At 45.1% G+C, this 23,094-nt stretch carries 27 protein-coding genes; 24 read left to right on the top strand and 3 right to left on the bottom strand.

Going from position 1 to position 23,094, the window contains the following annotated elements; genetic code table 11:
- Positions 1-55 precede the first annotated feature (55 nt).
- A complete protein-coding gene (locus Tfer_RS05525; RefSeq protein ID WP_052217228.1) occupies positions 56-379 on the top strand; it encodes a nucleotide pyrophosphohydrolase in 324 nt (107 codons plus the stop codon).
- Here Tfer_RS05525 and pgsA read toward each other — a convergent pair.
- Both pgsA and Tfer_RS05515 read right to left on the bottom strand, forming a co-directional pair.
- Positions 376-903 carry a CDP-diacylglycerol--glycerol-3-phosphate 3-phosphatidyltransferase gene (gene pgsA, locus Tfer_RS05520; protein WP_052217227.1) on the bottom strand — a complete coding sequence of 176 codons (528 nt, stop codon included), beginning with the start codon at positions 901-903 and terminating at the stop codon, positions 376-378. The two genes, Tfer_RS05525 and pgsA, sit on opposite strands and share 4 nt — an antisense overlap.
- Before the next feature lie 110 nt (positions 904-1,013).
- Entirely contained in the window at positions 1,014-1,223 is a 210-nt protein-coding gene (locus Tfer_RS05515; protein ID WP_052217226.1) for a hypothetical protein, read from the bottom strand.
- Between the two features lie 528 nt (positions 1,224-1,751).
- Between Tfer_RS05515 and trxB the strand changes: the two genes are divergently transcribed.
- The 17 genes from trxB (at position 1,752) to Tfer_RS05435 (ending at position 17,381) form a co-directional block, all read left to right on the top strand.
- Positions 1,752-2,684: a thioredoxin-disulfide reductase gene (gene trxB / locus Tfer_RS05510; protein ID WP_427916554.1), complete on the top strand. Its 933-nt coding sequence runs from the start codon at positions 1,752-1,754 to the stop codon at positions 2,682-2,684.
- Between the two features lie 16 nt (positions 2,685-2,700).
- Positions 2,701-2,895 carry an FmdB family zinc ribbon protein gene (locus tag Tfer_RS05505; protein WP_013120818.1) on the top strand — a complete coding sequence of 65 codons (195 nt, stop codon included), beginning with the start codon at positions 2,701-2,703 and terminating at the stop codon, positions 2,893-2,895.
- A gap of 219 nt (positions 2,896-3,114) precedes the next feature.
- Positions 3,115-3,306 carry a hypothetical protein gene (locus Tfer_RS05500; protein WP_052217224.1) on the top strand — a complete coding sequence of 64 codons (192 nt, stop codon included), beginning with the start codon at positions 3,115-3,117 and terminating at the stop codon, positions 3,304-3,306.
- A gap of 63 nt (positions 3,307-3,369) precedes the next feature.
- Positions 3,370-3,768: a secondary thiamine-phosphate synthase enzyme YjbQ gene (locus Tfer_RS05495; RefSeq protein WP_052217223.1), complete on the top strand. Its 399-nt coding sequence runs from the start codon at positions 3,370-3,372 to the stop codon at positions 3,766-3,768.
- A 261-nt stretch (positions 3,769-4,029) separates the two neighbouring features.
- Positions 4,030-7,014, top strand: coding sequence for a helicase C-terminal domain-containing protein (locus tag Tfer_RS05490; protein WP_052217222.1), 2,985 nt, complete (start codon positions 4,030-4,032; stop codon positions 7,012-7,014).
- A 102-nt stretch (positions 7,015-7,116) separates the two neighbouring features.
- Positions 7,117-7,761, top strand: coding sequence for a phosphatidylserine decarboxylase family protein (locus Tfer_RS05485; RefSeq protein ID WP_052217221.1), 645 nt, complete (start codon positions 7,117-7,119; stop codon positions 7,759-7,761).
- The gene (gene pssA / locus Tfer_RS05480) at positions 7,751-8,263 is read left to right on the top strand and encodes a CDP-diacylglycerol--serine O-phosphatidyltransferase (RefSeq protein ID WP_052217220.1); all 513 of its coding nucleotides are present in this window, start codon (positions 7,751-7,753) and stop codon (positions 8,261-8,263) included. Before Tfer_RS05485 ends, pssA begins: the two co-directional genes overlap by 11 nt.
- 47 nt (positions 8,264-8,310) lie before the next feature.
- Positions 8,311-8,628: a hypothetical protein gene (locus Tfer_RS05475; RefSeq protein ID WP_052217219.1), complete on the top strand. Its 318-nt coding sequence runs from the start codon at positions 8,311-8,313 to the stop codon at positions 8,626-8,628.
- A gap of 472 nt (positions 8,629-9,100) precedes the next feature.
- Positions 9,101-9,682, top strand: coding sequence for a 4Fe-4S dicluster domain-containing protein (locus Tfer_RS05470; RefSeq protein ID WP_052217218.1), 582 nt, complete (start codon positions 9,101-9,103; stop codon positions 9,680-9,682).
- Positions 9,682-10,542 (top strand): CoB--CoM heterodisulfide reductase iron-sulfur subunit B family protein, encoded by an 861-nt coding sequence (locus Tfer_RS05465; protein ID WP_013120811.1) that lies wholly within the window; start codon positions 9,682-9,684, stop codon positions 10,540-10,542. The genes Tfer_RS05470 and Tfer_RS05465 overlap by 1 nt, the downstream gene beginning before the upstream one ends.
- A 53-nt stretch (positions 10,543-10,595) precedes the next feature.
- Positions 10,596-12,578 (top strand): CoB--CoM heterodisulfide reductase iron-sulfur subunit A family protein, encoded by a 1,983-nt coding sequence (locus tag Tfer_RS05460; protein WP_013120810.1) that lies wholly within the window; start codon positions 10,596-10,598, stop codon positions 12,576-12,578.
- The gene (locus tag Tfer_RS05455; protein ID WP_013120809.1) at positions 12,569-13,018 is read left to right on the top strand and encodes a hydrogenase iron-sulfur subunit; all 450 of its coding nucleotides are present in this window, start codon (positions 12,569-12,571) and stop codon (positions 13,016-13,018) included. The genes Tfer_RS05460 and Tfer_RS05455 overlap by 10 nt, the downstream gene beginning before the upstream one ends.
- A 17-nt stretch (positions 13,019-13,035) precedes the next feature.
- A complete protein-coding gene (locus Tfer_RS05450; RefSeq protein ID WP_052217217.1) occupies positions 13,036-13,998 on the top strand; it encodes a Coenzyme F420 hydrogenase/dehydrogenase, beta subunit C-terminal domain in 963 nt (320 codons plus the stop codon).
- 18 nt (positions 13,999-14,016) lie between these two features.
- Positions 14,017-15,039: a 4Fe-4S dicluster domain-containing protein gene (locus Tfer_RS05445; RefSeq protein ID WP_052217216.1), complete on the top strand. Its 1,023-nt coding sequence runs from the start codon at positions 14,017-14,019 to the stop codon at positions 15,037-15,039.
- Between the two features lies 1 nt (position 15,040).
- Positions 15,041-15,901 (top strand): FAD/NAD(P)-binding protein, encoded by an 861-nt coding sequence (locus Tfer_RS05440; protein WP_013120808.1) that lies wholly within the window; start codon positions 15,041-15,043, stop codon positions 15,899-15,901.
- A gap of 162 nt (positions 15,902-16,063) precedes the next feature.
- Positions 16,064-16,201: a hypothetical protein gene (locus Tfer_RS16515; RefSeq protein ID WP_160315529.1), complete on the top strand. Its 138-nt coding sequence runs from the start codon at positions 16,064-16,066 to the stop codon at positions 16,199-16,201.
- Positions 16,202-16,316: 115 nt separating this feature from the next.
- Positions 16,317-17,381: a two-component system sensor histidine kinase NtrB gene (locus tag Tfer_RS05435; RefSeq protein WP_052217215.1), complete on the top strand. Its 1,065-nt coding sequence runs from the start codon at positions 16,317-16,319 to the stop codon at positions 17,379-17,381.
- A gap of 116 nt (positions 17,382-17,497) precedes the next feature.
- Here the strand turns inward: Tfer_RS05435 and Tfer_RS05430 are convergent, their stop codons facing one another.
- The gene (locus Tfer_RS05430) at positions 17,498-17,896 is read right to left on the bottom strand and encodes a TIGR04086 family membrane protein (RefSeq protein WP_052217214.1); all 399 of its coding nucleotides are present in this window, start codon (positions 17,894-17,896) and stop codon (positions 17,498-17,500) included.
- A 114-nt stretch (positions 17,897-18,010) separates the two neighbouring features.
- Here Tfer_RS05430 and Tfer_RS05425 point away from each other — a divergent pair, with 114 nt between their 5' ends.
- From Tfer_RS05425 to Tfer_RS17105, 6 genes are all read left to right on the top strand, one after another.
- Complete coding sequence (locus tag Tfer_RS05425; RefSeq protein ID WP_013120804.1) at positions 18,011-18,991, top strand: daunorubicin resistance protein DrrA family ABC transporter ATP-binding protein; 981 nt, start codon at positions 18,011-18,013, stop codon at positions 18,989-18,991.
- A gap of 2 nt (positions 18,992-18,993) precedes the next feature.
- On the top strand, positions 18,994-19,746 hold the full coding sequence (locus tag Tfer_RS05420; protein ID WP_052217213.1) for an ABC transporter permease: 753 nt from the start codon (positions 18,994-18,996) through the stop codon (positions 19,744-19,746).
- A gap of 39 nt (positions 19,747-19,785) precedes the next feature.
- A complete protein-coding gene (locus Tfer_RS05415; RefSeq protein ID WP_052217212.1) occupies positions 19,786-20,814 on the top strand; it encodes an HlyD family secretion protein in 1,029 nt (342 codons plus the stop codon).
- 54 nt (positions 20,815-20,868) lie between these two features.
- The gene (locus tag Tfer_RS05410; RefSeq protein ID WP_052217211.1) at positions 20,869-21,633 is read left to right on the top strand and encodes an ABC transporter ATP-binding protein; all 765 of its coding nucleotides are present in this window, start codon (positions 20,869-20,871) and stop codon (positions 21,631-21,633) included.
- 7 nt (positions 21,634-21,640) lie between these two features.
- The gene (locus Tfer_RS05405; protein WP_052217210.1) at positions 21,641-22,774 is read left to right on the top strand and encodes an ABC transporter permease; all 1,134 of its coding nucleotides are present in this window, start codon (positions 21,641-21,643) and stop codon (positions 22,772-22,774) included.
- Positions 22,775-22,963: 189 nt separating this feature from the next.
- Entirely contained in the window at positions 22,964-23,092 is a 129-nt protein-coding gene (locus tag Tfer_RS17105) for a hypothetical protein (RefSeq protein WP_282432056.1), read from the top strand.
- The last annotated feature ends 2 nt before the right edge of the window (positions 23,093-23,094 follow it).

Genomic DNA, 23,094 nt, shown 5'->3' with positions numbered 1-23,094 from the left:
TTTCCCTTTTAACCCTGTCAAACAGTGGTATACTTGGTGAAGAGGAGGCTTGGAAATGGATATCAAAGATATGCAAAAAGAAGTTCATGAATGGATCAGCCAGTTTGAAGAAGGCTATTGGCATCCTTTGTCCATGCTGGCTCGCATGACTGAGGAAGTAGGCGAACTGGCCAGAGAAATAAATCATCGGTATGGACAGAAACAAAAGAAGGATTCTGAGCCGGAAGGCAGTATCGCCCTGGAACTGGCAGATATATTGTTTATTATTATTTGTTTGGCCAATTCCCTAAATCTGGATCTGGAAAGTGCCTTTAAAGCTATGATGCAGAAATACCGGGTTCGGGATATCAACCGTTGGACCAGGAAAAACGGTGGCTAAGATTTTGTTTTTCTGTGTATGAAACAATAATAACGGTACAGGTAATTAATGAAAGATAGCAGCGCCATGATGCCGGCCATGTACAGGAATAAATTTTGGGCTGGCAGGCCAAAAGATACAAAAAAGAGGGCGGCATAAATTGATACCGTTGCAATTTTACCGCCGGCATTGGCGCTTACATCATACTCTCTTTTGTAGACCACAAAACCGCTGCCCAGTACCAGGATGAGCTCCTTTAATATTATTAGTAAAAACAGCCAGAGAGGGACCAAACCGACCAGGTACAGCGAAGTCAGCGCGGCCGCTATCATTAATTTATCGGCCAGGGGGTCGAGAATCTTGCCGATCGATGTAATCAGGTTCAGTTTTCTGGCCAGATACCCGTCAATGATATCGGAGGCGCCGGCCAAGGCCATGACAAGCATGGCCCATTGTATGCTGTAGGGCCGCCCTGACCAAAAGACCAGCAGAAACAGCGGTATTAATAATATCCGTCCAATGGTAATCAAATTTGGTAAATTCATTGGCCAAAACACTTCCTAACCAAGGTAAAAAAGCTCCGAACGAGGAGCTCCATTTTATTATACAGGAAACCGTATTATTTTCCAATATCGCCGCAATATCTATTTAAATTTTACCGCTGCCATTCAAGTGTCTCATCATCAATGGTGGAAAATTCGTGTTCCAGCGATATCAATCCGGCTTTATCCAGTTCCTGAATCACCTCAAAAAGACTGTCTTTTTTTTCGGCTGGCAGATTGCGGACGAAGTTGTTAATTTCCTTTGGTTCCACTTTGTTGGTAAACTTTACCCCACCATACTTAACAAATTTTTCCTTTGTCATTGACAAATCCCTCCTTCAACCCTATAATGGTTTAAGAATAATGAATTTATTCTTTTTTCTTTTCTTTTTGGCAATTTCAAGAGGAGCAACGTGGTTTGGTTACAAAGTTATTATATGTTCAAATTGCCCAGTATTGCCTGGAAAGTGAGTGAGGTTTCTTGTTGGCGAAGCAGTGTCCGTATTGTTTGGAGTATTCTTATTCATCCTGTGCCGGAAGTGTCTGGATTTGTCCCAAGTGTGGCAGGGATATCAGCGATGTAGGCTTTGTTCATCCGGTCAGTAAAAAGAAACTAATTGTTAAAAACTAAGTTAGGACGGAATAATTGAAAGTTAGTGATTTGGTTTTTGGTTTATTGGGGCATTCATGGTGGAATGCTCTTTTATTTTGCTTAGTTTAGCAGGAATTTTGGTTTAAATCCTGGAATAACCATTTTTTAAGGATTTGCTTTTATTATCACTGCCGAAGAAGACTTGTCGATTGGAAACGGTTAGGTATAATAGAGAGTATAATTAAAGAGAGGAAGTGATATGATGGACGTTTATGATATAGTAATTATCGGCGGTGGGCCGGCCGGTCTCACAGCCGGTATGTATGCAGCCAGGGCGGCTTTAAAATGTATACTTATTGAAAGGGGTATGCCCGGAGGACAGGCTGCTACCACGGACCAAATAGAAAACTATCCCGGTTTTCCCGAAGGGATTGGCGGTCCCGACCTGATGATGAACATGCACCAGCAGGCCTTGAAATTTGGCCTGGAAACCAAATTTGGGGAAGTTAATGAACTGAAAAAAGATGGACAGTGGTTTTTCGTCAATGTTTCCGGGCAAGATATTAAAGCCAGGTCTGTTATTATAGCCACCGGAACAGAATCATTGAACTTGGGCGTAGAAGGGGAACAGCGGTTCAGGGGCAGAGGTGTATCCTACTGTGCAACCTGCGACGGCGCGTTCTTTAAAGGTCTGAAAGTAGCAGTTATTGGCGGAGGGGATGCTGCTTTGGAAGAAGGCATGTTCCTGACCCGCTTTGCTTCAAAGGTGTATTTGGTGCACAGGCGCAATGAGTTTCGCGCCACCAAGGTTGTGCAGGAGCGTTTAAGAGAATTCCCCCAAATCGAGTTAGTGCTTAATTCAGTGGTTACTTCCATCCTGGGGGATAGCAAGGTAGAAGCCATAAAAGTAAAGAACCTGGCCACCGGGGAAGAAAAAGCTATAGCTGTGGACGGGGTTTTTGTTTATATCGGGCAAAAGCCAAATTCTGAACTGGTCAAGGATATGGTACAGTTGGATGAGAGAGGGTACATTATTACTGACCAAAATATGCAGACAAGCTTGCCTGGTTTATTTGCAGCGGGAGATGTCAGGGTGACTCCTTTGCGACAGGTGGTTACGGCTGTTAGCGATGGAGCTGTAGCGGCTGTATCGGCGGAAAAATATATTGAGCAGTGGAAAACAACGAATTAAAACAGGGGGTGCTAATATGCCGAGATACGAGTTTAATTGCCAAAGCTGCGGAAACAAGTTTATCGTTGCCATTTCCATAGCAGAAAGGGATAAAGTGAAATGCCCGGAATGCGGGAGTAAAAATATAAAACAACTTTTCTCACCGGTATCTGTCGGGAAAGATTCAGGCGGCGATAACTGCAATACTTGCGGCAGCAGAACTTTCGGTTGAGGTGTATAATGCTCGGCAGGAGGCCGAGGCTAAAAAACCTGCAGGTAAATAGAAAAGCGGAGGATGAAAGTGGATAACAGGGTTGTGATCAGGATTTTCGGCTCAAGAGTAGTTGATGAGTGTAAAAATTATAGGTGAGGTCCTAAACGGTCTCAGGAAGAGGCTGCACGTATCCTCAGGGAATTAATCCAGCAAAAGTATGAAGATTATGCTGATAAAGTGGATCTGGAATATATCGATATAGACGATGAAAGAGTAGATGATTTTCCGAATATAACCAAGTATATAGATGATCCGCAGATTCCTCTGCCCATAGTTAGTTTGAACGAGAGGTTTGTTTGGGCGGGACCAATTATTCTTTTTAAATTATTGGCAGAACTTGATAAAGAGTTATTAAAACCTTCTTTTTAAAAGAAGGTTTTTTTATGCAGGAGTGGTATAGTAAGGTTAGAAGCAAACATGGAGGTGGAAAATATGTTTGAAGAATTAAGTATTAGGACAGGGGCCAGGGACCAGATGCTCGATATCACCACTGACGTCCGTGCTATTGTACAAAGCAGTGGTATTACATCAGGAGTGTGCTATATATATGTGCCGCATACGACAGCCGGCATAACCATTAATGAAAATGCTGATGCAAGCGTAACCAGGGATATATTATATGAATTGGATAAGATGGTGCCCTGGAACGATGGTTACCGGCATATGGAGGGCAATTCAGCTGCCCATATCAAAGCCAGCATGATGGGTTTTTCCCAAATGGTCATTATCCGTAACGGGGACCTGCAACTGGGCGCCTGGCAGGGCATATACTTTTGTGAATTTGACGGCCCCAGAAACAGAAAAGTATTTGTGAAAATAATCCCTTCTTAGCATGACAAAAAAAGAACTGTACTAGCAAAGGCACAGTTCTGAAATAGGGAGAGGAGATTAGGCATTGGGATCAAGTTATCTGATTATAGTGTAATGTATTTTTCCACCGGATACCATAAAATACTCCTGAGCAGAAAAAAATAGCCCTTAAACGGCAGTATGGAGAAGTAACCGGGAGGAAAACATTAGTTTCTTCTGGTAATTGTCTGCGGAATGTTATAAAATTGATGGGAAGAACGAGTCCGCTGATTGGGTGGTTTAATGTCAAAAAATACTTTTGTGGCCGTAGACATAGAGACGACGGGTTTAAACCCGGCAGATTCGGAAATTATTGAAGTGGCGGCTGTGCGTTTTGCTGAGGGGCGGGTACTGGAAACCTTTCAGTCGCTGGTTAAGCCGGAAAAAAAAATACCATTGAAAATCCAGCAGCTTACAGGGATTAACGAATCTATGGTTGCTGATGCCCCGGCCTGTGCTGAGGTAACCGGGATGCTGGCTGAATTTGTTCATGACAGCATCATTATAGGACATAACATCGGGTTTGATCTGAATTTTCTGCAGCATTACCACCCCGTTTTTATTAGAGCCAAATATTATGACACTTTGCCATTAGCTCGTTTAGTTTGGCCCAAAGCGCACGGTTACCGACTGGCAAACCTGGTTGAAGCATTGAAAATTCAGTTGAACGGAAGCCCTCATCGGGCCTTTCATGATGCCTTGGCCGCGAAAGAGGTTTTTTGCCTTGCCCTCGAAGTTTTACGTGGGCTGGGAACGGAAAACCTGTTAAGGATGTTAGAGATTATTGGCGCTAAAAGCGATTGGCCATACTACGAAATCATCTCTGCTTTGGCATTGCAAGGAGCCGGCCAGGCTAAAAAGGGGTATTCTTATCCGTTTCTGGCCGGTTTGCTTGAAGGGAAAAAGGAATTCGCTTCACTTTTTCCCAATGCGGACTCTGCAGAAAATTCCCCAGTCGATGCCCAGGAAGAGTTAGGGTTAAGTGAAGAAGACCTGTCGGCCTTTTTTGGACCGGAAGGACGCCTGGGGAAGGTGATGCCGAACTATCAGTACCGGCCGCAGCAGGTGCAAATGCTGAAAGAGATTTTACATTGTTTTAAATCGGGACTTTACGCGGTTATTGAAGCCGGTACGGGCACAGGAAAATCGTTGGCTTACCTCCTGCCGGCCCTCTACTGGAACAAATCAACGGGTGCCAAGGTGGTTGTATCTACCCATACCATCAATTTACAGGAGCAGTTATGGAACCAGGACATACCAAACCTGGAGCGGGTTATAGGGGCTAAAATAAATGCTGCCCTTGTCAAAGGCCGGACAAATTACCTTTGCCTGCGCAAATGGGATCAGCGAATAAAAGACAGGGATTGGTCCGGTGACCGGGAAATAAACTTCTATTTGAGGATTCTGATATGGCTGAATGAAACTGCTACAGGCGACAAAACCGAGATCAATTTGCAGGGGGAAGAACAGGAATATTGGCGGGATGTATGCGGTGACCCCGATGCCTGCCTGGGAACAGAGTGCCGGTGGTTTAACCGGGGCTGCTTTGTTATGCAAGCGAAACGCCGGGCTGAAGCCGCTGATTTGCTGATTGTCAACCATTCACTTGTTTTCGCTGATATGAAAAGCGAAAACAACGTTTTACCCGATTATAAATATATTATTATTGACGAAGCCCACCATATTGAGGATAGCGCTACTGACTACCTGGGATATGAGGTTTCCTTCGCCGAATTACAGAGGTTGTTGAGGATTTTGAAAAAGGACCGGCGGGGGGGCCGCTTCGGACTTATAGCCCGTATGAAAGATTGTTTAAGTCAAATCCTACAGGGGCACAATGATTTATTGCGAAAAGCCACGGAGTTATTAGAGGGTATTATTACCACCGGCAAAGAAGTGGAGTTGACCGGGGAAGATTTCGCTGAACGGGCCAGGATTTTCGCCTCCCGCTATGGCGCAGAGGAAGATGAAACGGAACAAACCGTAAGAGTGGTGCGGATTAAGGATTATCACCTGCAGGATGAATTGTGGCAGTCCGTACTTATTACCGGGGAAAATCTAAGCCTCAGGTTAGACCGGTTAAGCGGCCATTTGGACAAAGTGTTATCCGTCTTCTTTTCGGAAGAAATGCAGGAAGAATCCAGGGAAACGGCTGCCCTGGCAAGAGAAGCCAAATGTCTGGCTGAGACATTAAAAAATAAGGTTAAGGAAATCAAGTTCATTCTTAACGGTTCGGAACCTAATTACGTATACTGGCTCGAGACTAATGAAACTAAGAGCGATGCTGTTATTTTGAAAGCTGCGCCCATTAACATTGGTAATCTTTTATGGGAAAAGTTTTTCCGGGAAAAGAATAGCGTGGTATTAACCTCCGCCACTTTAAGCGTGGATGGGAGTTTTTCCCATTTTCTTGGAAAAATCGGTCTCAACCTGGCTTCGGAAGAGTCCTTAAGATTATTGCATGTGGCTGCTCCTTTCAATTATGAAAAACAGGCGCTGCTGTGCGTGATCAATGATCTGCCAAGTCCCGGGGAAGTGGAGGATATGGAGTTTGCCGGGGCCATAGCTCCGGTTTTGGCGCAGATTGCCAGAATACTTAACGGTCGTACCTTATGCTTGTTTACTTCGCACCGTCTACTGCGGAAGACTTATGACCTTTTGGTTCCTTTACTGGAAAAGGAAGGGATTACTGTACTGGGGCATAACATTGATGGAGGAAGAAGGGGGCTTGTTGAAGAATTTAAAAAGAATGGGAAGAGCCTTCTTTTGGGCGCCAGTAGTTTTTGGGAAGGAGTTGATATACCCGGAGACTTGCTAAGCTGCGTTGTAATCGTGAAAATGCCTTTTTCACCGCCCAACATACCTACTCTGCAGGCTCGGGTTGAAAAGCTTGCGTCAGATAATGTGGACGGGTTTTACAGTTATTCGGTTCCCCAGGCTGTCATTAAGTTCAAACAGGGCTTTGGTCGGCTGATTCGGAAAGAGAATGATACCGGTGTTGTTATTGTCCTGGACAAGAGAATTGTACAAAAGAAATATGGAAAAGTCTTTTTGCGTTCTTTGCCTGTGAAAAGGCATTTTAAAGGCGACCGTTATGCGGTAATGCAAAAAATTCGGGACTGGATGGCGGGAGAAAGGCCTGATATTGACGCAATTAATTATGTTCACGACTTTAATGAAATTAATCAGTTTCTCAAACAAAGGTTGAAAAAGAAAGAGACGATGTAGAATTACGGCAATGTAAATTTTGTACAGATTTATACCCTTTTAAATGCTTAGAAATGATGATAGAATAGATTTAATCAACTTTACAGGAGGTTGCCAAAATATATGAACCAACCTTATATTATAGCCAAAGAAGGGTTCCCCTGTCTGGCCATCCTGGCTGTTGTAACGGTAGCTACATATCTTTTCCGCCCTTGGCTTGCCATTATACCTGGAATTTTATTTTTGTTTGTTGCATTTTTCTTCAGGAATCCCAAAAGAATTATACCTACTGATAAGGAAGTGCTTGTCTCACCGGCTGATGGAACCGTTATGTCTATAGAAGAAATAGAAGAAAAAGAATTTTTGCGTGACAAGGCTATCAAGGTAAGTATATTTTTGTCAATATTCAATGTTCACCTCAACAGGTGTCCGATGGAAGGTGAAATTAAATATATAAATTACCGGCCGGGGAAATTTATACCCGCTTTTAAAAGCCATGCTTCCGATATAAATGAAAAAAATTTTGTGGGGATTGAAAACGACCGTCTGAAAATAATGGTTACGCAGATTACAGGATTTATTGCCAGAAGAATAGTTTGCTGGGTTAAACCGGGCGATAAAGTGGCTCAAGGGGATCTATTCGGACTAATTAAATTTGGTTCCTGCACAGAATTGATTGTACCTGAAAATGTGGAAATAAAAGTTAAACCGGGGCAAAAGGTTGTCGGCGGCATAACTGTTATTGGGAGGTTAAAAAATGAATACTAAGTACATCCCCTGCTTATTTACGTTAACCAATCTTTTGTTTGGTGTTTTGTCCCTTGTTTATACCATGGCCGGGGATTTTCAACTGGCTGCTATCATGGTTTTGTTTTCCATGGTTCTTGACGCTATGGACGGGCGTTTGGCCAGGAGATTGGATGCGGCTTCTCCTTTTGGGAAAGAATTGGATTCTCTGGCTGATTTGGTTTCTTTTGGTGTTGCGCCGGCAATCATGGTTTATGCCGCTAAATTACAGGGACTGGGTCCGCATGGCTTTGTGGGTTTAGCGCTGGCTTTGGCTTTTTCGCTGTGCGGGGCAATTCGCCTGGCCCGTTTTAATGTATTGAACATCTCTACCTATTTTGTAGGAGTGCCTATTACGGCGGCAGGCAGTTTAATGGCTTTATTGATTCTGTTAAGCAATAAACTGCCTCTGTTGGTTTATCCTGTAGCGATGGTAATTTTGTCGTTTCTCATGGTGAGCAACATCAAAGTACCGAAATATTAACATCAAAGCACCAAAATATTGACAATACCGGAAGCCAGGTGGGTTCGTTGGGAAAGACTTTGAAATACTTAAAGACATACCGAGGCTTGCTGGAAGAACTTCTTCGGGTCCAGAAAGAACTTGAAGCGGCCGAAGCGGAATGTAACGAAATACTGGCCCGTTTGTTTGAACTTGATACAGTGAGACTTAGAGAGAGGTTAAAAATCAATCCTTGTGAGATTTGTTACTACGGTTATTTGACAGTAGCCCCCAGTCATTGCGAACTCTGGGATAGATGCCGCAGCACCGTTAAACTGGAAAGAATGTGGGACGATGGGGACTGGGTGAACGGAGAGTTTTCGCTGCAATTTAAACTGCAAAATTAAATCCATATAGTTTGGACAGTCACCCCGAAAACGTATCTGTAATATTATATATCCAGACGTACTGAAAAGGGGTGAGAGAGTTGCGAGTTTACTTTATAAGATTGCCGCAATTTCTGAGAAAGGTTCTGATGAAGGTTTTCAATTAAGAGCTGACTTTATTTCACAGAGGGAATTCCCTCTAATTTTTTTGCTTCAAATTGCAAATTAGACCATGTAAATTCTTGTTTAAAACCGGATTTTTTTGCTTTATTTACAATTTTATTTAATATTCGCAAAATTATCGAAAATAAAAAAGGAATTATTCGGCCCATATAGAATAGAAATATAAGGACAGTATGTCCCAATTGGTAACCATGTACATCATTTCACATGGAAAAAACTTATAAATATTAAAATTTAACCTTTTAAGGGGGGATCGCCGGAAGACGGATGTATTTGCTTAACAAATTTCTATAAAGAGGGGTTAGGGGAGATGAGTGAAACTGTAAATTTATCTCAGGTGCAAAGAGACCACAGTGACTTCGTTGAACGGGTTTACAGGATGAGTGGTCAGGATGTACGCAAATGCTACCAGTGCGGCAAATGTTCGGCCGGCTGTGCGGTACACCGGTGCAAGGGATTTGACGTCTCACCGAACCGCGTCATGAGGATGGTGCAGTTGGGGATGGAAGACGAGGTCTTAAGGACCAAAACCATCTGGACTTGCGTACTCTGTTCCACATGTACAGCCCGGTGCCCGCGTGATATTGATATTGCACGGGTGATGGATGCTTTGCGAATTATGTCCAAGAAGAAAAATATTACCGAATACGCTAAGACGGCAAATATTTTCCATCAAATGTTTATGGACAATATTGCCAAATGGGGGCGTATGTATGAGTTCAGCTTTATAGTCGGGTATACTTTGAAAACCGGCTATGGATTAAGCCTGGTGGACCTCGGGCCGCAAACTCTCCTGAAAGGGAATCTTGCGTTTTTCCCGCCCAAAACGAAGAACCGCGGCGTAATCAAAGAAATAATGGAGAACATCGAGAGAATGGAGGGTGAAAAATAGTGAAATACGCCTATTATCCCGGCTGTTCTCTCCACTCAACGGCTAAAGGTTTTGACATGTCAGTAAAGGCTGTCTGTAAGGCTCTCGATATTGAACTTTGGGAAATTCCGGACTGGGCTTGCTGTGGTGCGAGTTCGGCCCACAGTTTTGGACATCTTCTTGGCCTGGCTGTTCCGGCGAAAACCCTGGTTCCGGCGGAAAAAGAAGGGCTTGATGTTGTGGCGCCTTGTGCGGCATGCTGGCAGCGCTTAATCTGGGTTAACCATGAAATAAATACCAGCCCCGAAATGAGAGAGAAAATAAACAAAGCCATTGGGGCGGAGCTAAAAGGTACCAGCAAAGTACTGACTGTTTTCGAGGCCTTTGCCAATCAAGGCATGGAGAAAATTGCTGAGAAAGTCAAGAAGCCTTTAAAGGGTTTGAAAGTTGCATCCTATTACGGTTGTTACTATGTTAAGCCACCTAAAGTAGCTCATGTGGACGATGCTGAGAATCCACATATTATGGATGACATCGTGGCGGCTTTGGGCGCGGAACCGGTAGATTGGCCGTTTAAAACAGAATGCTGTGGAGCGTCTTTGTCATTTGTTGATTTGGAGACCACTAATAAAATGAGTGGTAAAGTGGTGGAAATGGCAGTTAAATCGGGGGCGGATATTATTGTGACCGCCTGTCCTGTTTGCCAATTAAACCTTGATATGCAGCAAACCCATATCAATAAGGTGCTGGGCACCAATTTCAACATGCCTGTTGCGTATATTTCCCAGTTGATGGGCTACGCCATGGGATTCTCCGACCAGGACCTTGGTATGAATAAGAATTATACTGCTTACCAAGCAGCTCTTGCTAAGATCGGTTAAAAAATCTTTTAAGATTTTGCAAAAATACAAAAAGAAAACGGGGAGCGATGCTTATGAGAAGGATTGGCGTTTTTCTTTGCTGGTGCGGCTCCAACATCGGCGGTGTGGTTGATATACCCAAAGTTGCCGAAGTAGCCCGCACCTTCCCGGGCGTCGTCTTTGTGCAAGAAAACAAGTACACCTGCTCTGAACCCGGCCAAAAGGCCATAGTTGAGGCTATCAAAGAACACAATCTCGAGCGGGTTGTAGTTGCTTCTTGTTCACCAAGGATGCACCTGGGGACATTCCAAAAAGCTATTCAGCGTGCCGGCCTGAACCCTTACTTGGTTGAAATGGCTAACTTAAGGGAGCACTGCTCCTGGGTTCATGCTTCTGAGCCCGAAAGAGCCACTGAAAAAGCAATTGAACTGGTACGGAAGGCCGTTGCCAAGGCTGCCAAACTGGAACCCCTCTTCGAAGAATATGTGCCAATAACGAAGAGAGCCCTGGTTATTGGCGGAGGTATTGCCGGTATCCAGGCGGCTCTTGATATAGCAGATACAGGCTATGAGGTAGTTTTGGTTGAAAAACTGCCGACAATCGGTGGGAAGATGGCTCAGTTAGACAAAACCTTCCCCACCCTGGATTGCGGCGCCTGAATACTCACGCCTAAGATGGGTGCTGCGGCGCAGCATCCCAACATTACTCTTATGACTTACTCTGAAGTTGAGAAAGTAGAGGGCTACGTTGGTAACTTTGACGTGACCATCAGGAAAAAGGCCAAATTCGTCGATTATACCAAGTGTACCGGCTGTGGCTTATGTGAAACCAAGTGTCCCAAAAAGGTGCCCAGTGAGTTCAACTTGGGACTTGGAACAAGAACTGCTATTTACAAACCTTTTGAGCAGGCTGTTCCCAATAAACCTGTTATTGACAAGGAAAGCTGCCGTAAGCTTACTGAGGGCAAGTGTGGCGTTTGTGCAAAAGTGTGCCCTGCCGGCGCAATCAACTACGAAGACCAGGATGAAGTGGTAACAGAAAAATTTGGTGCTATTGTAGTAGCCACCGGTTTTGATATGATCGATTGGGCGCAGTATTACGGGGAATATGGTGGAGGGACAATTCCCGATGTAATCACCGGATTGCATTTTGAACGCCTCGTGAATGCTTCCGGCCCGACCGGCGGCAAGATTAAGCGGCCCTCTGACCATGAAATTCCGAAGACTGTTGTGTTTATCAAGTGTGTAGGTTCCAGGGATGAACTGAAAGGTAAGTCCTATTGTTCAAGGGCATGCTGTATGTATACTGCCAAGCATGCTACCCAGGTTCTTGAAAAAATCAAGGATTCCGATGTCTACGTCTTTTACATGGATGTACGTACACCTGGAAAGATGTATGATGAATTTTATATGAGAACAAGACAACATGGTGCCAAGTATATCCGTGGCCAGGTATCGAAGATTTACCAGGATGGCAAAAAGGTTATTGTCTGCGGGGAAGATACTTTGGTTGGCAAGTCCGTTCAGGTGGAAGCTGACCTGGTTGTGCTGGAGACAGCCATGGTACCCCAGGCCAATGCTACTCAGTTGGCCCAGATTGTCGGCTTTTCCTACGACAAGGACGGCTGGTACACCGAGGCTCACCCGAAGCTTGCACCGGTGGAAACTACCACAGCCGGCGTATTCCTGACCGGATGCTGCCAGGGCCCGAAAGATATTCCTGATACCGTTGGCCAGGCCAGCGCTGCGGCAGCAAAGGTTGCAGCCCTGTTCTCCAAGGATAAGTTGGCTACCAACCCACAGATTGCTTTTGTTAATGAAGATACCTGTGTGGGCTGTTTATTGTGTAAACCGCTTTGCCCATATAAGGCTATTGATGCTAAAACCATTAAAGTTTGGAACCATGGCAAGGAAGAAGAACGTGTTGTCGCATCGGTGAACTCAGTTCTTTGCCAGGGCTGTGGTACCTGTACCGCTGAGTGCCGTTCCGGTTCCATTAACCTTAAAGGCTTCACTAATTTACAAATGATGGCGGAGGTGGATGCTGCATGTCTGTAAAAGAACGGGATCTTTCCAACTGGCAGCCAAAAATCATAGGCTTTGCCTGCAACTGGTGTAGTTACGCAGGCGCTGACGTGTGCGGCGTCAGCCGTTTTCAGCATCCATCCACAATGAGGGTAATCAGAGTCCCTTGTTCGGGCAGGGTTAATCCTCACTTTATCGTCAGGGCTTTCCAGAAAGGCATTGACGGTGTGCTGGTGGGTGGCTGACACCCTGGTGACTGCCACTATGTTAGTGGCAACTACTTCACCAGGAGAAGGTTCCTGGTTATGAAACGTCTCCTGGAATACGTGGGCTATGAACCCGGCCGTTTCAAAGCCCGCTGGATTTCAGGATCGGAAGGACAGAAATGGGCCGATAATACCAAGGAAATGACCGAGACTATCAAGGCCCTGGGTCCTAATCTGAGATTCAAGAAATTTAAAGAGTCTAAATAGAAAACGAGGGATGCCTGATGAAGAAGATTACGGAAAATCTTAGAAAAACGGCCGCTAAGTTACTACAGGATAAAGAGGTGGAAGTAGTAATAGGTTACGGCCTCGGTTCTGAGGCAGTCAGAACCCAGCCGGTCTTCATAACTTCCCCCGATGATGTGGACAAATTAGTTTTTAATCCATTTTCTGTAAATGGATTAACCAAGTACCTGATTGATATGAAACAGCGCCCCGGCAAAATTGCCGTTGTTGTTAAGGGATGTGATTCCAGGGGTATTTACAGGCTTACTCAAGATAATATCATTCCGAGAGATAAAATTGTTGTGCTGGGAGCGCCCTGCAGCGGTCAGCTCTCTTATGCCAAACTGGCCGAAAAATTCGATGTATCCGGTCAGTTGATAGATTTTGAAGACAAGGGCGACGAAATTGCCATCAAAACAACGAAAGGTGACTTTACCGCGAAAAAGGCAGACTTCATTTTAGATAAATGTAAGTTCTGCGAATCCCATAACCCTGTTGTTGCTGACCACATGCTTGGCGATAAGGTTAATGTTGCCGATGTGCAGGACAACTATGAGGAAATCAAGAAAATAGAAGCTATGAGCCCGGAAGAGAAGGCAAAATTCTGGCTGAGGCAATTTGACCGTTGCATCAGGTGCTATGCCTGCCGGAACATTTGCCCGGGCTGCAGTTGCCGCGAATGTATCTTTGATGCCATCAAACCAGACTGGATTGGTAAGGAAGTTAATGTGGAAGAAAATGAAGCCTTCCATTTGACCAGGGCATTCCATTTAGCAGGTCGGTGTGTGGACTGCGGCGAATGCGACCGGGTATGTCCTATGGACATTCCCATCAGCCTGCTGAACAAAAAACTGCTGAAAGACTGCAAAGAATTGTTCAATATGCCAACTCCCGGTTCTACTGAGGAAGGTGGCTCCTATCTGGGACAGTACCGCCTCGAAGATCCGGAAGAATTTATGTAGAGTGGAGAGGTGAGAACCATGGCGAATAAGATTGTTCAGAAAGACCAGATCAAAAACCTGTTAAACAAAGTAGCCCAAAGTAGCCAGCTCATCGCTCCTATCAAAAGTGACAGTATAACCACCTTCAGACCGGTGAGCTCGGCAGAGGCAGTGGTATTGGATTACCAGAACGGCGTTATTCCGCCGAAAGATTTCTTCTTCCCCCAAAGCGAAAAGATGTTCACTTATAATATCAATGACCCAACATGGGACATCAGGGAGGTAGAAGGGGTTCCCGAAAGGGTGCTGTTTGGGGCCAGGCCCTGTGATGTAAAAAGCATCCTGTTGTTAGACAAAGTTTTTGATGCTGAGTTTCGTGACAATTACTACCTGGATAAAAGGAACAAAACAACCATTGTGGCATTGAGCTGCAATGACTGCCGCCATACCTGCTTCTGCGGCGCCTTTGGTATATCCCCCGATACAGCGGAGGGAGCTGACCTGCTCTTTACCGACCTGGGCGATAAATACCTGGTGGAAGTTTTAACGGAGAAAGGCGAGAAACTGGTTAACTCTGCCAAGGAATTTTTTGCTGATGACGATGGCAGTGGAGCAGGAGCTAAAGCCAAGGCTACAGAAATGGCCAAGGCCAAGCAGATGCAGATCAGCCTGGAAGGTGTTAAGGAGAAACTAGACAACATGTGGGAGCATCCCATTTGGGATAACGAGTCTCTGCGCTGCATAGGATGTGGTACTTGCACCTATGTTTGCCCGACCTGCCACTGCTTCGACATTGTTGATTACAATGACCAGAGCGCCGAGGGTTACCGGTACCGTTGTTGGGACTCCTGCCAGTTCTCTAACTTTACCCGGGCTGCCGGTGGACACCAGCCCCGCCCGAGCAAGAAGGAAAGAATCAGGCAGCGATTCCTGCATAAATTGCGTTACTTTGTTGACAGATACGGTGATTTTGGCTGCGTCGGATGCGGCAGATGCCTCGAAAAGTGCCCTGTCAACCTCGACATTGCGCAAATCATTACCAAAGTAAAGGAGGTTGGCTAAGATGTCCTGCAATTGCAATACCAGAGAAGTAGCCAGTCCTTTATTGCCTTATATTGCTACTGTTAACAAAATAATTGAGGAAACTCCTACCATCAAAACATTTCAGGTTACTTTTGATGAACCGGGGATTTTGGAAAACTTTGGAAATAAACCCGGCCAGTGCGCTATGCTATCCATCCTTGGTGTGGGCGAAGGTATGATTTCCATTACCTCTTCGCCAACCAGGAAAGGCATGTTGGAATTTACTATTGCGAAGGTTGGGCGCTTGACCTCCGTTATCCACGAATTGGAAGTGGGTGACAAAATGGCCATTCGTGGTCCGTACGGGAACCACTTCCCCTTCGAAGAGATGAAAGGTAAGAACTGCCTCTTCGTCGCCGGTGGTGTTGGTTTGGCACCCCTCCGTTCCCTCATAGATTACGTACTGGATAACCGTGATGATTACGGACGGGTGGACATAGTCTATGGCGCCAGGTGTTATGATATGTTGTGCTTTAAGTATGACCTTTTTGACCGGTGGCCTAAGATTAAAGACACCCACGTGCATGTAACTTTAGACAGGGAAGACCCCAAGTGGGACGGGCGGGTTGGATTTATCACCCTGGACTGGCTGCAGGAAATCTGTCCTTCTGTTGAGAATACCGTTCCCGTGACCTGTGGACCGCCGATAATGATTAAGCTGCAGCTTGAGAACTTCAAAAAGATGGGCTTTAAACCTGAGGAAATCATCACTACCCTGGAAATGAACATGAGATGCGGCGTAGGTAAATGCGGACGTTGCAACATTGGCGAGAAGTATATCTGCGTTGACGGACCGGTATTTAACGCGGCCCAGATTCAGAAGTTGCCACCTGAATATTAAAAAGAAAAACACGGGGCTGTTCTAACAGTAAATTTTAGAACAGCCCTATTTCTTAGTATTTAGAAACTTATGCTTTGAGGTAAAATGATTGTTTCACATTTCTACTCATATACGTCACCAAACGGAATATTGTTTAGTAAACATTTGAGCAGGGGTGACTATATGGGTGGTTTAGCCAAAACCAAGAAACGTCCGGAAAGAAAATATACTGCCAGATCATTTCGTCTTTATTTGGGATTTGCCTTTATTATCGGTGGTGTGGCCACTTTATTAATTAATTTTTTCTTGCAAAGATGGTAAGTGACCAGCGGCCTATTTAAAGGGAGTTTAATAAAATTGCCAAGCATAGGAAGGAGAATGTAGAAAAAAGGAGAAAATGTTGTAGACGAGTTTTTTTGGTGGGGGGCCTTTAACCATGCCATCAAAACGGGATGGTTTTAACATTAAGGATTTTTATTATTATACCATTGAATGTTCGAGTACTGGAATTGTAGCTATCAATAATGATGAAGACCTGGTCATATTTAATGAGGCCGCGGAGAATATATTTGGTGTTTCTGCGCGGGAGGTACTTTACCGGCCTTTTTCCGTTCTGCAGAATATGACTGGTAATACGGACAGTTTACTTCTCAGCACTCTGCACAGCGGGTCCGTTTATGAACATGTGGAGGCTGTGATTGAGTCCGCTTCCGGTCCTATTAACGTTATGGCTTACACTGATCTGGTGAAAAACTCCGAAGGTCAGGTCATTGGAGCTTGTTTGAGTTTACGGGACATTACACCGCAAAAGCAGTTGGAGGAACAGATGTATCAGACGGAAAAGTTTTCTGCTATCGGAGAGTTGGCTGCCGGTATAGCCCACGAAGTAAGAAACCCACTCACTTCTGTGCAGGGTTTTTTACAATTATTTGCCCAAAATACTGGCCCGGAAGATCCTAAAAAGGCATACCTGGAAATAATGCAAAAAGAGATCGACAGGGCTAACGCCATAGTCAAACAGTTTTTGCTACTGGCTAAACCTGTACTGCCAATAAAAAAGGGCACAGCTATGGACAAACTGATAGAAGAGGTAGTTTGCTTGTTACAGGTTGAAGCGGGCCATTACGGGGTTGAGATACAAACGAATTATGCCAAGGGGCTACCTTTGGTCGCAATAGACCGGGAACAAATTAAGCAGGTTTTATTAAATATATGCAAAAACGGAATTTATGCCATGCCCAACGGGGGACTGCTCTCTATAGAGACAGAATATGAGGCTGTCCAGAACAAAGTACATGTTATTATTTCTGATACAGGGCAGGGAATTGACCCCTTCACACTGGAGAAAATCTTTGACCCCTTTTTTACAACCAGGGCTGACGGTACCGGATTGGGGTTGACCGTATCTTACAAGATAGTACAAAACCACGAAGGGAAGATTGAAGTACGGAGTGAGGTAGGTAAAGGTACAACCTTCAGGGTTATTCTGCCCCTTACATAGCTGTGAAATGAGTAGCAGTGGTATACATATAAAGACAAAAACCTTAGTTTTGAAAAACTAAGGTTTTTAAGCGCTAGTGAAAAACGGGAGCAAGCATTTGGTGTTAATAAGAGCCATCAGCTTTTATCCCCTACTCCCCAAATGCCGCCCAAACTTCCTGCCAAAAGGGCTGTAATAAGTTTTTTGCCTACGGCCAGGCCCATAATTTCTGCTCCCAGAAACAGCCCAATTATCAGGGAAAGAACAAAAAACAGGACACCTACGCCTAAACCGTGGAACAAACCTTTAGTCCCGGCCTTTTTGGCTGCAAAGAAGCTGCCGGAAAAAACACTCAGGAAGAATATTAACAGGCCCGATGCAGGAATCCATTTGTCCGTTGCCGGGGAAAAATATAATATTGTACCGCTGACAACTATCAACAAAACAGCTACTATAAAAGCTAGAGCAGTACCTAAAAGAGTTGAGTTAAAATTGAAGGGCCTTGATACAGGTGGGGATGAAAATTTTGTCAACAAAGTGTCACCTCCTTGTGCTTTTTAAAAATTACTATTTAAAAATGACGGCAAATATGTCATAAAGAAGTGGAATAATTGTTAATTCTTTTAACTACAGAAAAGTGGTGATAACACTTGCCGAAAAATATCGTTGAGGTAGAAAATTTATCGAAAAGTTTTGGTCACGTGGAAGCGGTAAAAAACGTCTCCTTTCATGTGCCTGAGGGGATAACTTTCGGTTTTCTTGGTCCCAACGGCGCCGGGAAATCTACTACTATCAAGATCTTATGCACCCTATTGAAACCTACCCGGGGCAGGGTAATACTTAATGGCTGCGATGTTGTGGCAAATCCAAAGGCTGTCCGCAGGTCAATCGGTATTGTCTTTCAGGACCCCAGTCTCGATGAAAACCTTACGGCCACGGAAAACCTTTTTTTTCATGCCGTACTATTCGGCGTTCCCAGAAGTGTTATCCGGGAGCGGATTAAACAAGTTTTGGACCTGGTGGAGCTCTATGACAGAAAAGATAGCATAGTGAAGACCTTTTCCGGGGGCATGAAGCGGCGATTGGAGATTGCCAGGGGTCTCTTGCACTATCCCAAGGTGCTGTTTTTGGATGAACCTACTATCGGCCTGGACCCGCAGACCAGGGCTCATATTTGGGATTATATCGGCCTGCTGCAAAAAAGAGAAAACATCACCATTTTTTTAACTACCCATTATATGGAAGAAGCCGAAAACTGCAGTCAAATTGCGGTGATTGATAACGGTGAAATTGTGGCCGAAGGCACTCCGGAAAAGCTGAAACGTGAATTTGGGTCAGAGTTTCTTGAAATAAAGGCAATAGATAACGAGGCCGCCTTTATATTATTGAAAGAGCAATTCGGAGACAAGGTAATTTTGGACCGGGATAGAATTATTTTAGGTATCAGTGAAGGGGAAAAGGCGTTATATAAAATTGGCGCGGTTTTACAGGGAAACATTATTTCTGTCCTGGTACATAAACCTACCCTGAACGATGTTTTCCTGAATCTCACGGGGCGAAATATCAGAGATGAAAATCTGACCTCCGGCAGGGAAATAATGATTCAGAAAAGAAGGGCCAGGAGGAGATAAATATGAGTGATGCCCTGAGGGCCATTTATGTTATCTGGCAGAGAGAGATAATAAAGTTTTGGCGTGAAAAGGCCCGCATTGTTACTTCGCTGGTCCAGCCCGCTGTATGGCTGTTTATTATGGGCAAGGGGATAGGGTCTACTTTTCGGGGGCCTATGAATGTGGACTATGTACAGTTCATGTTTCCCGGAGTCATAGCCATGACGGTATTATTCTCTGCCTCTTTTTCAGCAATATCAATCGTCTGGGACCGGGAGTTTGGGTTTTTGAAGGAAGTGCTGGTGGCTCCTGTGCCAAGGACTGCTGTGGTAATTGGAAAAGCCCTGGCCGGCAGTACTACAGCTACCTTGCAGGGGGTAATGGTACTTCTCTTTGCTCCCCTGATAGGGGTAAACTTACAGGCGCCAGTGATTATAAAAACAATTTTACTGCTGCTTTTCATTTCTTTCACCGTCACATCCGGTGGCATTGTAATTGCGGCTAAAATGCAATCCTTTCATAGTTTTCAATTGGTCATGAACTTTTTGATTATGCCAATGTTTTTCTTGAGCGGGGCCATGTTTCCAATCCACAACCTGCCATTGTGGATGAAATTGATGGCCCGCATTGACCCCATGGCTTACGGTGTGGATGCTCTTAAAGGGGTGCTGATAGGGGCCAATGAGATGGGTATAGGCCAGGATATAGTTGTTTTGGCCGTTTTCTGCATGTTAGCAATATTCATAGCTGTATTTTTGTTTAATAAAGAAGGATAGGGTAAGATTGCCCGCGGGCAAAGAAAGGGGAAATGGGTCATGCCTAGGAAACCGCTTGTTATTATTTTAATTATTGTCCTTTTTATCAGTTTAGGCGCCCTTTATAAAGTGAGCGGTGCGGGAAAGACAGGGGACAAGGAGATTTTTGCTTCCGGCACAGTAGAAGCTTCCGAAATAGACCTGGCGGCCGAGGTGCCTGGCAAACTGAAGGAAATAAAAGTGGAAGAAGGCCAAAAAGTAAAAGTAGGCGATATTTTGGCCAAATTAGATACTTCTGTTTATGATTTGCAGGTTAAGCAAAACGAAGCCCTTGTTGCGGCCGCTAAAGCTAAGGCGCGGGAGACAAAAAGCGGCAGCAGGGATGAACTTATTAAACAGGCGGAGGCCAATGTGCAGCAGGTGGCGGCCCTTGTGAACGGAGCTAAAACTATGGTTCGGAATGCCGAGGCAAATTACCAGAGAATCAAGGCCCTGTATAAAGCCGGGGCGGCCACTGAGCAGCAGCTTGATAACGCTGAAGCGCAACTGCAGAATGTAAAAGCCCAGCTTGAGGCTTATGTTTCGCAAATGAATGCCGCCAGGCAGCAGTTATCCTTGCTGCGCAACGGCGCTACGGCGGAAACAATTAACATGGCCGATGCAGGGGTGGCTCAGGCCCAGGCTGCGTTGGAAATGGCCAAGGTGCAGCAGTTGAAGACAATTATTACGTCTCCGGTGGACGGGGTGGTAAGCAGCGTGAATTTCAAAGAAGGGGAATTTGCCGCTGTTGGGGCTAGCGTGGTTACATTGCTTCAACCGGAGAATTTATGGGTGCAGGTTTATATTCCTGAAAAGGATATACCAAAAATTAAATTAGGCCAGAAAGCGCTGATTTCCATAGATGCCTATCCTGATCAGAGTTTTGCTGGGGAAGTCTCCTATATCTCACCGGAGGCCGAGTTCACGCCCAAAAATCTGCAGACTAAGGAGGAACGGGTCAAGACAGTCTTTGCCGTAAAAATTCAAATTAAAGAAGGAATTGAGAAGTTTAAACCGGGCCTACCCGCAGATATAACAATAAAATTGTAGGCGTCAGCCATAACCGTAACGAAAAAGGCCCATGTTTGGATTGGGGTTGGTAAGATGGAGAAGGCAATTGAAGTCATTAACCTGACCAAAAAATTCGGCTCTTTAACGGCAGTAAATAATATTTCTTTTCAGGTCCAGCGGGGACAGATTTTTGGTTTTCTGGGCGCCAACGGCTCCGGTAAATCAACCACTATCCGCATGTTGTGCGGCATTCTTACCCCTTCGTCAGGGGAGGGCCGGGTATTGGGGTTTGATATTGTGCGGGAAGCGGAACAGATTAAACAGAATATCGGCTATATGTCCCAAAAGTTCAGTCTTTACGAAGACCTGACCGTAGAAGAAAACATCGCATTTTATGCCGGGATATACGGACTTTCCGGGGCAACGGCAGAAAAAAGGAAAAAGGAAATTATCGAATTAGCCAACTTGCACGGTCGGGAAAAACATTTAGCCGGTAATTTGTCAGGGGGATGGAAGCAGAGACTGGCCCTTGGATGCGCCCTGCTGCATAGCCCGTCTCTTTTGTTTCTTGATGAGCCTACAGCCGGTGTGGACCCCGTTTCCCGGCGGATTTTCTGGGAAATTATCAAGGACCTGGCCGGTAAAGGAATGACCATTCTTGTAACTACCCATTATATGGATGAAGCGGAGTTATGCGATACTGTTGGATTAATCCATTTTGGCAATCTGGTAGCATTTGGCACGCCTGAAGAACTAAAACAGAAATTTGGACAAGAAAGCCTGGAAGGTGTGTTTATCTCGTTTGTGGGTAAAGAAGAATTGGAAGCCGTACAGAAAAGGTTCCGGCGGGAAGGATGATAATTTTATGAACTGGCAAAGGCTGCGTTCTATCATAGTGAAAGAAATAATCCAGATAAAAAGGGACAGGGCCAGTTTAGCCATTATTTTTGTTATGCCGGTAATGATGCTTTTGTTGTTTGGCTATGCTGTTACGACAGACGTAGAGAATATATCTATAGTAGTATTTGACCAGGCCAAAACAGCGGAAAGCCGGCAGTTAGTGGATGCCTTTACCAATTCGGGATATTTTATTATCCAGGAGTTTGTTGAATATTACAGGGATGTGGAGAGCAAGATCGACAGCGGTACGGCCAAGGCGGGCCTGATTATTCCGCCCGATTATACCAAACGGTTGAAGCGGAAGGACAGCGCTCAGGTGCAGTTGCTGGTGGACGGGTCCGACCCCTTGGTGGCCAGGACGGCCCTGTCTGCGGCTCAGGTAATAGCCCAGCATAAATCCTTTGTTTTGAAGCTGCAGGATATCAAAAAAACGGGGCTGCCCGTTGATGCCCGGCAGTCCATCGATTTGCGCTACAGAATATGGTATAACCCGGACATGGAAAGTGTAAAATTTAATATCCCGGGGTTGATCGGCTTGATTATGCAGAATATTACCGTTATGCTCACCGGATTTGCCCTGGTGAGGGAAAGGGAGCGGGGAACACTGGAGCAGTTGATTATTACCCCGGTAAAGCCCGTTGAACTTGTTGCCGGAAAGTTGGTTCCCTACGTGGTGATAGCCTTTATGGATGTCCTGCTGGCCCTCATGGTGGGAACCTTCTGGTTTGATGTTCCTGTAAGGGGAAATCTTTTCCTTCTTTTGTTTTTGTCGTTTGTATTTTTACTGGCGGCTTTAGGTTTCGGTATGTTCATCTCCACGGTAGCAAAAACCCAGTTGCAGGCCATGCAGATGAGTATTTTGCTGATGTTACCCAGTGTACTGCTGTCGGGGTTTATGTTTCCCAGGGATTCTATGCCGCCTTTTGTGCAGTTCCTGGGTGCCTTACTGCCGCTTACGTATTTCCTGGAAATTTTGCGAGGCATAATTTTAAAAGGTGTCGGTCTGGAGTACATTTGGAAAAACGCTTCTATCCTTGCGGCTTTCAGTGTTTCCATCATTACCATGGCCGCCCTCCGCCTGAGTAAACGTCTGGATTGAGTAGCCGTAAGTTGTTTTGTAACAGCAATAGCCGCTGTATGGTGAATCAACGGTTGTTTACCTCCACAGCGGCATTTCGTAGTATTAGAGCAACGGTTGTTTCACCGGTACAGCGGTAATTTGTCGCCTTAATTTTCATGGCTAAAGTATTTTGCGCAAATGCCGATATATAGCATTGAGGTGTTGCGAATGCTTTGGGTGCAAATTGTATCCGTCATTGCTCTTCTTATAGCCGCCGGGCTGATCATCATGGGCAGCGGCCTGTTTGTGGCCCTTTACAAGACCCTGCATAAAATGCTTAAAAAAACGTCTTCCTGACG

This window comes from Thermincola ferriacetica (assembly GCF_001263415.1).
Taxonomy (GTDB): domain Bacteria; phylum Bacillota; class Thermincolia; order Thermincolales; family Thermincolaceae; genus Thermincola; species Thermincola ferriacetica.
This window is presented reverse-complemented; position numbering and strand designations above follow the sequence as displayed.